This window comes from Streptomyces sp. NPDC001604 (assembly GCF_042893475.1).
In the GTDB taxonomy this organism is placed as follows: domain Bacteria; phylum Actinomycetota; class Actinomycetes; order Streptomycetales; family Streptomycetaceae; genus Streptomyces.
Window position 1 is genome coordinate 1,089,044 of sequence record NZ_JBIAUY010000001.1, and the last position, 11,451, is coordinate 1,100,494.

The 11,451-nt window shown below is 69.4% G+C and carries 10 protein-coding genes; 4 read left to right on the forward strand and 6 right to left on the reverse strand.

The annotated features are described in order from the left end of the window. Window positions 1–455 precede the first annotated feature (455 nt). Window positions 456–1,022 (forward strand): DJ-1/PfpI family protein, encoded by a 567-nt coding sequence (locus ACFY1E_RS04985; RefSeq protein ID WP_389071460.1) that lies wholly within the window; start codon window positions 456–458, stop codon window positions 1,020–1,022. A gap of 236 nt (window positions 1,023–1,258) precedes the next feature. Here ACFY1E_RS04985 and ACFY1E_RS04990 read toward each other — a convergent pair whose 3' ends face one another. Both ACFY1E_RS04990 and ACFY1E_RS04995 read right to left on the reverse strand, forming a co-directional pair. Next, window positions 1,259–1,924: an HAD family hydrolase gene (locus ACFY1E_RS04990; protein WP_389071462.1), complete on the reverse strand. Its 666-nt coding sequence runs from the start codon at window positions 1,922–1,924 to the stop codon at window positions 1,259–1,261. 45 nt (window positions 1,925–1,969) lie between these two features. Next, window positions 1,970–2,485: a DUF6912 family protein gene (locus tag ACFY1E_RS04995; protein ID WP_389071465.1), complete on the reverse strand. Its 516-nt coding sequence runs from the start codon at window positions 2,483–2,485 to the stop codon at window positions 1,970–1,972. 314 nt (window positions 2,486–2,799) lie between these two features. Here ACFY1E_RS04995 and ACFY1E_RS05000 point away from each other — a divergent pair, with 314 nt between their 5' ends. After that, window positions 2,800–3,504, forward strand: a complete 705-nt coding sequence (locus tag ACFY1E_RS05000; protein WP_389071468.1) for an Rv3235 family protein — start codon at window positions 2,800–2,802, stop codon at window positions 3,502–3,504. A 98-nt stretch (window positions 3,505–3,602) separates the two neighbouring features. Here ACFY1E_RS05000 and secA read toward each other — a convergent pair whose 3' ends face one another. Beyond that, window positions 3,603–6,416: a preprotein translocase subunit SecA gene (gene secA / locus ACFY1E_RS05005; RefSeq protein WP_389071470.1), complete on the reverse strand. Its 2,814-nt coding sequence runs from the start codon at window positions 6,414–6,416 to the stop codon at window positions 3,603–3,605. A gap of 281 nt (window positions 6,417–6,697) precedes the next feature. Here secA and ACFY1E_RS05010 point away from each other — a divergent pair, with 281 nt between their 5' ends. Together ACFY1E_RS05010 and ACFY1E_RS05015 are read left to right on the forward strand one after the other, a co-directional pair. Next, a complete protein-coding gene (locus ACFY1E_RS05010; RefSeq protein ID WP_389071472.1) occupies window positions 6,698–7,288 on the forward strand; it encodes a GNAT family N-acetyltransferase in 591 nt (196 codons plus the stop codon). Between the two features lie 52 nt (window positions 7,289–7,340). Further along, complete coding sequence (locus tag ACFY1E_RS05015) at window positions 7,341–8,537, forward strand: winged helix-turn-helix domain-containing protein (RefSeq protein ID WP_389071475.1); 1,197 nt, start codon at window positions 7,341–7,343, stop codon at window positions 8,535–8,537. Window positions 8,538–8,556: 19 nt separating this feature from the next. Here ACFY1E_RS05015 and ACFY1E_RS05020 read toward each other — a convergent pair whose 3' ends face one another. The 3 genes from ACFY1E_RS05020 to ACFY1E_RS05030 all read right to left on the reverse strand — a co-directional run bounded on the left by ACFY1E_RS05020 (window position 8,557) and on the right by ACFY1E_RS05030 (window position 11,450). Next, the gene (locus ACFY1E_RS05020; protein ID WP_152790099.1) at window positions 8,557–9,303 is read right to left on the reverse strand and encodes a response regulator transcription factor; all 747 of its coding nucleotides are present in this window, start codon (window positions 9,301–9,303) and stop codon (window positions 8,557–8,559) included. A gap of 205 nt (window positions 9,304–9,508) precedes the next feature. Next, window positions 9,509–10,201: a ribosome hibernation-promoting factor, HPF/YfiA family gene (gene hpf / locus ACFY1E_RS05025; RefSeq protein WP_260326615.1), complete on the reverse strand. Its 693-nt coding sequence runs from the start codon at window positions 10,199–10,201 to the stop codon at window positions 9,509–9,511. 313 nt (window positions 10,202–10,514) lie between these two features. Further along, on the reverse strand, window positions 10,515–11,450 hold the full coding sequence (locus tag ACFY1E_RS05030) for a ComF family protein (RefSeq protein WP_389071478.1): 936 nt from the start codon (window positions 11,448–11,450) through the stop codon (window positions 10,515–10,517). Between the last annotated feature and the right edge of the window lies 1 nt (window position 11,451).

Below are 11,451 nucleotides of genomic sequence, written 5' to 3' on the forward strand. Positions count from 1 at the left end.
ATGAGCGGGAAGATATGAGCCATATTTGAGCTGCCCCGAAGGTGTGACGCTGCTCTCCGCAGCGGCAGCGTCCAGGGGGTGAATGGCATCCCGGGAGCCCTTCCGGCCCCCTCCTGCCCGCGAAGACCAGCGACCGCCGCCCGGTCACGGAGGTGGTCCGTGCTCGCCGGGCGCAGGGCAGGGGCAACGGTGCCCCCGCGAGCTATCGCGCTGATCACGCCACAAGGCTATCGCTCAGTACGGGGGGCCCGTCATGAGCCGTATGTGTACAAAACCGGGGGTGGAACTTTGACACTCTGCACAGCGGCAAAGGCCCCACAGTCGTGCGGCCCGACGAAACGAACGCCTCATCTGATCCCCCTTGCCCGAATACGACCGGACCCCTTGGCAAAGCCACCCCCGAGGAGGCACGTTGCCCATGACAGCGCACACCCGCCCGAGGGGAGCCGTCCGACATGACCGCGAAAATCCTCATCGTCACCGGCGACGCAGCAGAGTCACTCGAGGTCCTGTACCCCTACCAGCGCCTCCGCGAGGAGGGCTACGACGTCCATATCGCGGCCCCCTCCCGCAAGAAGCTCCAGTTCGTCGTCCACGACTTCGAGCCCGGTTTCGACACCTACACCGAGAAGCCCGGCTACACCTGGCCCGCCGACCTGGCCTTCGCCGAGGTCGATCCCGGCCAGTACGCCGCCCTCGTCATCCCGGGCGGCCGCGCCCCCGAGTACCTCCGCAACGACCCCGAACTCCGCAAGATCCTCAAGTCGTTCTTCGACGCGGACAAGCCGGTCGCCCAGATCTGCCACGGTCCCCTGCTCACCGCCGCGGTCGAGGGCCTGCGCGGCCGCCGCGTCACGGCGTACCCCGCGCTGGAACCCGACATGCAGGCCGCCGGCGCCACCTTCCAGGACACCGAGGCCGTGGTCGACGGCACCCTGGTCTCGTCCCGTGCGTGGCCGGACCACTCGGCGTGGATGCGGGAGTTCCTGACGGTGCTACGGGCCAAGGCCCCGGTGACCTGACCCTCAGCCGCGGCCTGGCCCCGCCCGCGGGCAGTCATGCCCACCATGCCGTGCCGCCCCGCCTGCGCGCAGTCGTGCCCCACCATGCCGTGCCGTCCCGCCTGCGGGCAGTCGTGCCGCTAGGGGCGGCACGGGTGGGCGCAGGCGGCACCCCGCAAGCGCGGGCAAGCGGAACCCACCCCCGGCTCAGCCCCAGCGCCGGGCGCCACGAAACCAGCCCCGCCCTGCAGCCCCTCCTACGCAGCCAACCGCTCCGCCTCAGCAACCGCCTCCCCCAGCGTGTCCACCACCGGCACCCCCACCACCTCGAGGCTGGCCCGCCCATGCGACCCGCCGGTGTACAGCACCGCCCGCGCCCCCACATAGCGCGCGGCCACCGCATCATCGGCGGCGTCCCCGATCACCACCGTACGAGCCGGGTCCACACCGACCAGTGAGCCAAGGTGCCGCACCATGTGCTCCGCCTTGCTGCCCCCCGAGGGCCCGGTCCGCCCGTCGACGCGTATGAAGTGCGCCTCTATCCCGAACCCCCGCACCAACGGGACGAGTTCGTCATGCGTGTACATGCTCAGGATCGACTGGCTGCGCCCCGCCGACCGCCACCCCGCGAGCAGCTCAGCCGCCCCTTCGGTCAGCCCGCAGCCGATCCGGTGCTCGGCGTAGTACCGGTGGAAGGTCTCGTCCATGACCTCCCATTCGGCGTCCGTGGGCAGCCGGCCCATGAGCCGCTCGTAGAACTTGGGCACCGGCACGCAGTACAGCGCCCGGTACCGCTCCAGCGTGATCGGCTCAAGGCCGAGCTCGGCGAACGCCGCGTTCGTCGCCCCGATGATCGCGTCATTGTCGTGGAACAGCGTCCCGTTCCAGTCCCAGACAATGTGCGCCCCTGTCTGCTTCCCCATGCCAAAAACGTACCCGCCGCCACTGACAATCAAGAGACGGTGGGCTCAGTCCCCGAGCCCGACCAGGTTGGGGATCTCCTGCGTCGCGTACCACAGCAGTTCGTGGTCCTCGGCACCGTCCACCACGAACTGGGCGTCGTCGTCCCCGCGGTCCGCCGCTTCGAGCGCCTCGGCCGCGGCGGCCACGTCCTCCTCCGCGTCGTCGAGGTCGACGTGCACGGCAGCGGCCTTCGCCAGCGCCACGGCCCCGGTCACCCGCACCTCGCCGAGCGCAGCCGGGTCGAGGCCCCGGTCCGGGTCGGCGGACGCGGCGCCGTCGGGCACGTCGACGGCGACCACCACCCGGCGCCGTACCGCCCCGGGGTCCGCGGCCAGCAGCCGGAGCGAGGCCAGCGCGGCGCGGTTGAAGGCCGCGTACTCCAGTTCCTCGATGTCGTCCGAGAGGTACCACTCGCGCAGGGCGGGCGTGACGGCGTACGCCACGAGCGACCCTGACCCCAGCTCTCCCGTCTTGTACGCCTCGGCGAGACCGGAGAGGGTCAGGGGGACGTAGACGCGCATGGCTGGCCGCTTTCGTGGTCGGTGGCTGGGCGCGCTCAGGCGCCTTGTGAAGGGCCTTCAGGATACGTGCGGGAGTCCCCTTTCGAGTCCCTGCCCGCAAGCCCGGAGGCGTCCACTTCAGGCCTCGGAATTCACCCGGCGCACCCCAGTGATCACGGGGTTCCGCGCCCCCTCCATCACCCTGATAGGTGAAGATTCCGACCACCCTGGCCCCGCTCCCCATGTGCTTGCTGCCGTCGCCCGCGGCCCCGTACAAGATCCCCAACACCAAGTTACCGACGGGTATCAACTCGTCTCACCGAACGGGGACGCACATGCACAAGATCATGACCAGGGCACAGCACCAGCCGGGCGCCCGCCCTCCCGGCCGCCGCGACTCCCGCCGCCCCGGCGGCGCCCCGCCCCGCACCCCGGGCGGAACCCCGACCCGCACCGCCCCGGGCGGCGGCCGCCCACCGGGCTCCCGGACGGACAGTCCTTCCCCGAGCACAGGGCCCATCGACAACCGCCCGCCGACGGCGACGACGGCTCCGGGCGCGCGCACCGCCACCGCGACCCGCCCCACCACACAGGCACCGCCCCACACGGCTTCCGCCCCAGAAGAAACCGCCCTTGCCCCCGGGAAGCCAGGCGGCCACCCGCCCTGCCCCACCGGACACACCCGGCCGATCCCCCAGCCCCGCCCCACCGACGTCTTCGCCGACCTCCTCCTCGCCGTGCTGAGCGGTCAGCGCCCCGTCCACTCGATGCTGCGGCACACCGCGGGCCGGGCCTACGACGAACTGGCCTGGCTCGCCGAACGCGGCCCCCTGCGCACCCGCGGCACACGCCCGGTCGTCCGCGACATCGGCTACTACGAAGCCCGTCCCGGTGCCGTCGAGGCCTTCGCCCGCATCGGCGCCGGTGACCAGCTGCGGGCCATGGCCTTCCGCCTGGAACGGGGCCAGGACCTGCGCTGGCGCTGCACGGCGGTGGAACTCGGCGGCCCCCGCCCACCGCGCCCCACCGGCGACGACTAGACGGCCAGCGGTGCTGCCGCCCGGCGCGCACCGCTGCACGCGGAAGGGCCGGGCCACCCCGAGGTGACCCGGCCCTTCAAGCCGCTACGACGCGCTGCTCACTTCTTGCGGCGACGCCCGCCCCGGGACTGCTTGCGCCGCTCCGCGCGCGTGAGACCGTCGGCCTCCGAGCGCACCGGCTCCTCGTCGCCCACGAAGTCGCCCTCGATGGTGCCGCCCTCGCCGTCCACGGTCGGCGCGGAGAAGTGCAGGTTCCGGCGCTGCGGAGCGTCCAGCCCCTTGGCGCGGATCTCCGGACGGCTGCCCGCCTGCGCCGGCACCACGTCCTGCTTCTCCATGTCGACCGGTGCGGCGTCCTCGACCGGGACCTCCTCGACCTGCTGCTCGACCTGGACCTCCAGGTTGAACAGGTAGCCGACGGACTCCTCCTTGATGCCCTCCATCATGGCGGTGAACATGTCGAAGCCCTCGCGCTGGTACTCGACCAGCGGGTCCTTCTGCGCCATAGCGCGCAGGCCGATGCCCTCCTGGAGGTAGTCCATCTCGTAGAGGTGCTCGCGCCACTTGCGGTCCAGGACCGACAGCACGACCCGGCGCTCCAGCTCACGCATGATCTCGGAGCCGAGCTGCGCCTCGCGCGCCGCGTACTGCTCGTGGATGTCGTCCTTGATGGACTCGGAGATGAACTCGGCGGTCAGACCGGCCCGGTCACCGGCCGCCTCCTCCAGCTCCTCGACGGTCACCTTCACCGGGTAGAGCTGCTTGAAGGCGCCCCACAGCCGGTCGAGGTCCCAGTCCTCGGCGAAGCCCTCGGCGGTCTCCGCGGCGATGTACGCGTCGATCGTGTCGTCCATGAAGTGGCCGATCTGCTCCTGCAGATCCTCGCCCTCCAGGACGCGGCGCCGCTCGCCGTAGATGACCTCACGCTGGCGGTTGAGGACCTCGTCGTACTTCAGGACGTTCTTACGGGTCTCGAAGTTCTGCTGCTCGACCTGCGACTGCGCGGACGCGATCGCGCGCGTGACCATCTTGTTCTCGATCGGGACGTCGTCCGGGACGTTCGCCATCGACATCACGCGCTCGACCATCTGGGCCTTGAAGAGCCTCATCAGGTCGTCGCCGAGCGAGAGGTAGAAGCGGGACTCGCCCGGGTCGCCCTGACGGCCGGAGCGACCACGCAGCTGGTTGTCGATACGCCGCGACTCGTGCCGCTCGGTGCCCAGGACGTAAAGCCCGCCGAGCTCCTTGACCTCTTCGAACTCCGCCTTCACGGCCTTCTCGGCACGCTCCAGGGCCTCGGGCAGGTAGTGCGCCCACTCCTCGATGTGCTCCTCGGGGTCGAGGCCGCGCTGGCGCAGCTCCGCCTCGGCGAGGTCGTCGGGGTTGCCGCCGAGCTTGATGTCCGTACCACGGCCGGCCATGTTGGTGGCGACGGTCACGGCGCCCTTGCGGCCGGCCTGGGCGACGATCGTCGCCTCACGGTCGTGCTGCTTCGCGTTCAGCACTTCGTGCTGGATGCCGCGCTTGGAGAGCTGCTGCGAGAGGTATTCGGACTTCTCGACCGACGTCGTACCGACGAGGATCGGCTGGCCCTTCTCGTGCTTCTCGGCGATGTCGTCGACGACCGCCTCGAACTTGGCCACCTCGGTGCGGTAGATCAGGTCCGACTGGTCCTTGCGGATCATCGGCTTGTTGGTCGGGATCGGGACGACGCCGAGCTTGTAGATCTGGTGGAACTCGGCCGCCTCGGTCATCGCCGTACCGGTCATGCCGGAGAGCTTCTTGTAGAGGCGGAAGAAGTTCTGCAGGGTGATCGTGGCGAGCGTCTGGTTCTCGTCCTTGATGTCCACCCCCTCCTTCGCCTCGATCGCCTGGTGCATGCCCTCGTTGTAGCGGCGGCCGGCGAGGATACGGCCGGTGTGCTCGTCGACGATCATGACCTCGCCGTCGATGACGACGTAGTCCTTGTCCTTCTTGAAGAGCTCCTTGGCCTTGATGGCGTTGTTCAGGTAGCCCACCAGAGGCGTGTTCACCGACTCGTAGAGGTTGTCGATGCCCAGCCAGTCCTCGACCTTGCTGACGCCGGACTCGTGGATGGCGACCGTGCGCTTCTTCTCGTCGACGTCGTAGTCGCCGGTCTCCTCGACACCCTTGAGCGGGTTGCCCGCCTCGCCCTTCTTCAGGCGCGTGACCAGCTTGGCGAAGTCGCCGTACCACTTGGTGGCCTGGTCGGCCGGACCGGAGATGATCAGCGGCGTACGGGCCTCGTCGACGAGGATGGAGTCGACCTCGTCGACGATGGCGAAGTTGTGGCCGCGCTGCACCAGTTCGTCCTTCGACCACGCCATGTTGTCGCGCAGGTAGTCGAAGCCGAACTCGTTGTTCGTGCCGTACGTGATGTCGCACTCGTACTGCTGGCGGCGCTCGGCCGGCGTCATGTTGGCGAGGATGCAGCCGACGCTCAGGCCGAGGAACTTGTGGACGCGGCCCATCATCTCGGAGTCGCGCTCGGCCAGGTAGTCGTTGACCGTGATCAGGTGAACGCCGTCCCCGGACAGGGCGTTCAGATACGCCGGCAGCGTGCCCACCAGGGTCTTGCCCTCACCGGTCTTCATCTCGGCGACATAGCCGAGGTGGAGCGCCGCGCCACCCATCATCTGCACGTCGTAGTGACGCTGCCCGAGGACGCGCTTGGCGGCCTCGCGCACGGTGGCGAACGCCTCGGGGAGCAGGTCGTCCAGGCTCTCGCCGTCGGCGTACCGCTGCTTGTACTCATCGGTGAGGGCCCGCAGCTCGGCGTCGGAGAGGTCGACGAAATCCTCTTCGATGGAGTTGACCTGGTCCGCGATGCGGTGCAGCTTGCGCAGGATTTTGCCTTCGCCTGCACGCATGATCTTCGAGAGGACGGACACGGGGGTTGGTCTCCTTGCCGGTCGGGCCTGGGACGGTCGGTTTCCATTTGACTTGCTGAGCAACGGCCATCGTATGCGAGGACCCCACCAAGCCGGGAGGCCCGCCGGTACGACGACCGCCGAAGGCTTGGCGCACCGCTTCAAATCTTCTTCAAAGGGGACAACGGACGGGCCCTGCGGATGGTGCCGCATGACGTCCACGAATTGCGCGAATTGTGATCACGCGCTCACGCACGGCAAAAGGATGGCGTCCGTGTCGGGCCTGCGAGGAGAATCAGCCGATGGAACCCGTCACGCTCATGACCTCCCGGCTGCTCCTGCGCACGGTCGGCCCCGAGGACACCGACGCGGTGTACGCCGCGGCCCAGGATCCCGACATCCAGCGCTGGACGACGATTCCCTCGCCCTACCTCGCCGAGCACGCGCGGACTTTCACCGAGGAACTCGCCCCGAAGGGGTGGGCGAACGGTTCCATACTCACCTTCGCTCTGTTCCTCCCCGAAGGGGAGGAACTCGTGGGCATGCTCAGCCTCACCATGCATTCTCTGAGCATGGCCGAGATCGGCTTCTGGGCCACGAAGGAGCACCGCGGCAACGGCTATGTCACCGAGGCCGTCGTCGAGGTCTCCCGCTGGGCCTTCACCCAACTGTCGGTGGACCGCGTGGAATGGCGTGCGGAAGTCGGCAACGACGCCTCCCGAGCGGTGGCGGAGCGCGCCGGCTTCGTCATCGAGGGCGTCCTGCGCTCCGCGATCATCCACCGGGGCGTGCGCCGGGACTCCTGGGTGGGTGCCCTGCTGCCCTCGGACCTGGGGCTGGCCTCGACGGCGCCGTATCTCCCCGCACCCGCCTCAACATCGGGCGTCCAGTGATGAATTCGCAGTTCATCCCGTGTTGTCAGTGCCGCCGTCTATCGTGCCGACCATGACGTCCCCGCGCCCCGAAACCGAACTCTCGGCAGACGAAGCCCGCCGCATCGCCCTCCGCGCCCAGGGCTTTCTCGGCGCACCCGACCGCAGAGCCGGCGTCCGCGGTGTCCTGCGCCATCTCGGCGCGGTCCAGCTGGACACGATCTCGGTGCTGGCGCGTTCTCACGAGCTCATCGCGTACGCCCGCCTCGGTCCGGTGGGCCGCGGAAAGGTGGAGGACGCGTACTGGAAGGCGCCGTCCGCCGCCCCGCACGCCTTCGAGTACTGGTCGCACGCCGCGTGCATCCTCCCCGTCGAGGAGTGGCCCCACTTCGCCTTCCGCCGCCGCGCATACCGAAGCCGCCCGCACTGGAACCACGACCTCCCCGACGGCACCTACGACCAGGTCATCAAGCAGCTCCGAGCCGAAGGCCCTCTTACGGCGACGGAGTTGGGCGGCGCGAAGCGCACCAGTGAGTGGTGGGACTGGTCCGGCGCCAAGGTCGCCGTGGAGCGCGCTCTGATGTACGGGGAGGTGGTGTGCGTGGAGCGCCGCGGCTGGAAGCGGGTGTACGACCTCGCCGAGCGCGCGATCCCGGACGCGCTGCTGCACGACGAGCTGGATGACACGGAGTGCCTTCGCCGTCTGGTCCGCCTGGCGGGCCAGTCCCTGGGCGTCGGCACGCGCGCGGACATCGCCGACTACCACCGCCTCAAGGGCGAGCAGGTCGACGCGGTGATCGCCGATTCGGGCCTGGTCCCGGTCACGGTCGAGGGCTGGTCCAAACCCGCCTGGGCCGACCCGGCCGCCCTGGACACGCCGCCGCGCGGCCGCCACCGCACCACGCTCCTGTCCCCCTTCGACTCCCTGATCTGGGAGAGGGCACGCACGGAGCGGATCTTCGGCTTCACCCACCGCCTGGAGGCCTACGTGCCGAAGCCGAAGCGGATCTACGGCTACTTCGCGATGCCGGTCCTCGCCGGCGGCCGCCTCGTCGGCCGGGTGGACCCGGCCCGGGACGGCGCCACCCTGGTCGCCAAGCAGGTCACCCTGGACGGCCCCAAGGCGGTCCCGGCCGTGGCGGAGGCGCTGGTCGAGGCAGCCGGCTGGGTGAACTGCACCAGCGTACGAGTGGAGCGCGTGGACGCCCCGGAGCTGCACAAGCCGCTCACCAAGGAGGTGAGCCGGGCACTAGTCGCGGCAATGCGCTGACCAGGGGGCAGCCGGCCCGTCAGCGGATCTCGAGGATCTTCTCCCGCATCGCGTACACCACCGCTTCCATCCTGGAGTGCAGCTGCAGCTTCTCCAGGATGTTGCGGACGTGGTTCTTCACGGTGTTCTCGGAGATGAACAGCTCCTTGGCGATGTCCCGGTTGTTCATCCCGGTGGCGACGAGTTTGAGGACCTCCAGCTCGCGGTCCGTCAGCCGCGGCGCGGGCACCAGCCGGCGCTCGTCGGTCCGCTGGATCATCGACTTGAACTCGGTGAGCAGCTTCGACGCCATGGAGGGGCTGATCTGGGACTGCCCGTCGGCGACCGCGCGAATGGCGGTGGCCACCTCGTCCGTGGAGATCTCCTTGAGGAGATAACCGGTCGCACCCGCCTTGATCGCGTCGTAGAGGTCGGCTTCCTCGTCGCTGATCGTCAGCATGATGATCTTGGCGCTGGGGGCGACCTCCTTGATGGAGGTGCAGGCCTCGATCCCGCCCCGCTTCGGCATCCGTACATCCATCAGGACGATGTCCGGCAGCAGGTCGGCCGCCTTGTCGACGGCCTCCGCACCGTCCCCGGCCTCCCCGACGACCTGGATGTCCTCCTCGGCCGCGAGCACGATCTCCAGGCCCCGGCGGAAGAGGGCGTGGTCGTCCACGACAAGGACTCTGATCGGCTCCTTGCGTGGAGAGCCCGCCTCCGGGCCCATGCCGACGACGCCGCCGTCGGCATCCTCGTCACGCATCGGTCCGAAGCTGTCCGCCATCGTTCCTCCCCCTGAAGGCTGTGGCCTGTGGTGCTGTGCCATCGCCAACCCAAGGCAATGACCCACCGGTTGGGCCATTGCCGCCATGATTCCATGCCCGGGCGACAACGCGGTGACAGAGCTGCTCGTGAAGGGGTCGCACACCGATGCCCCTGGGGGCGCACAGGCGCTCCAGGGGCACCGGCTCAGCCGTCAGCCGTGCGGGTCAGCCGCCCAGGGTGCCGCCGGGCGCGGGAGACTGCGCCTGGGCAACCATCGGGTCGGTGCTGAGGTGGATGACGCCGTAGTCGTAGGCGTGCCGCCGGTAGACGACGCTGGGTTCCTTCGTCTCGGAGTCGACGAACAGATAGAAGTCGTGTCCGACCAGTTCCATCTCGTAGAGGGCCTGGTCGAGGGTCATGGGGGAGGCGACGTGGGTCTTCTCGCGGACGATGAGGGGGCCTTCGCCCTTGACCTCCAGTGAGCCGATCTTCTTGGTGGGCACACCGTCCTGGTCTTCCTCGTGCACGGGGTGGCCGTTCCCGTTGAGCGTCGCCGCGCCCGGAACGTGGTCGGGGACCTCGGCGGCCGAGATCCTGCGCGCGCCGCGGCGAGAGAACCGCTTGTCGTGCTGCTTGCGCAGCCGGGCATCCAGCTTCTCCGCTGCCAGGTCCAGCGCCGCGTAGGGGTCGCTGGCCGCTGCCTCCGCCCGGATCACCGGACCGCGGGAGCGGAGCGTGATCTCCACTCGGTCACAACGGTCGGCCTGTCGGGGGTTGGGCTCCTTGGACACCTCGACGTCGAGGCTGATCACCTTGCCGTCGAGCTTCTGGATCTTCTCCAGCTTCAGCTTCTCGGCCACGTGCTTGCGGAACCGCTCGGGCACCTCGGTCTTGCGGCCCTTGACGACGATGTCCACGCAGAACTCCGTTCCCGGATCACTCCGCTCCACTGGCGGAGCATCTCCCTTTTGCACCAGGTTCCGGCGAGCTCCGGAACCTACGGACTCGGTGACTTCCACCTCCTCCCCCGCGGACAAGATCTCCACTCCACCGCGACGGGTGATTGTGAAAAACCCGCAGCACGGCATTCGGGTACGAGAGCGATGGCCTGCGCCTTTCTCTCACAACCGAACATATCTCGCCCGGACGGATGTCGTCACCCTCTACCGAGCCGTACCTCCGTTCAGGTGAATTGACCCTCTCATTACCTGCAACGATGCAAGTTGGCAGTCAGTTCCGGTTTATTCCGAAAGAATCTGGGGGCGCTGCGACCACGGCTGCGCAGATGACGTCACCTGCGCCGCCCGCACCCGCCATTCCTGGCACTGAGTGCATACGACCGGGCGACCCGACCGCCGAGCCGGCGATCTGTTCTCCTGTGCCTTCCCGAACGGCCGCCGTGTACACGGCCGGAGTTGCTTCGCCGTACGAAACCAGCCCCGAGAACTGCCGTTGCGCAACCGCCCGTTGTTCTCTCCTCCCGCAGGCGGCCGCCGTTTCTTCCGGCTCCGTCGCCGCCCGCACGGCCCGCGCCGCTTCGGCCAGGGACGCGCCGGTGGTCATCAGGTCGTCGACGAGCACGACCGAACCGCCGCGCAGCAGCCGGTCTGCGCCGGGAGCCACCGCCAGGGCGCCCGCGAGATTGTCCAGCCGTTGTTGGGAGTTGAGACCCGACTGGTCGGCCACGGCGCGCCGCTGCCGCAGCACGGCGAGGACTCGGGCAGCGGTTCCGGTCCGCCGCAGTTCGCCCGCCGCCGCGAGCGCGATCCGCCGAGCCGGGTCGTGGCCACGCGCCCGCACCGCCGCACGAGCGGACGGAACGGGAACGAGCAGCACGGGCACTCCACCGCCCGCAGCCGCAGGGCCGGCCGCCTCCCTGAGCGCCGCCTGCACGGCACCTGCCAGTGCCGTGCCGAGCGGAGCTGCGAGGGCCAGCGCGCCCCGTTCCTTGTGGGCCAGCAGCGTGGCCCGCACCTCGTCGGTGTACCGGGCGGCCGCGTGCACCACGGGCAGCCCGGGCGGCTCCGGCACCGGTCGCACCCGGCTCGGTGCGGTCCCGCTCAGGACGGCACGGCACTCCGGGCAGAGCACCGTGCGAGGCCTTCCGCAGCCTCCGCACTCGGCCGGCAGCACCAGGTCGGTGAGGTCCTGCCACCACCCCCGCATG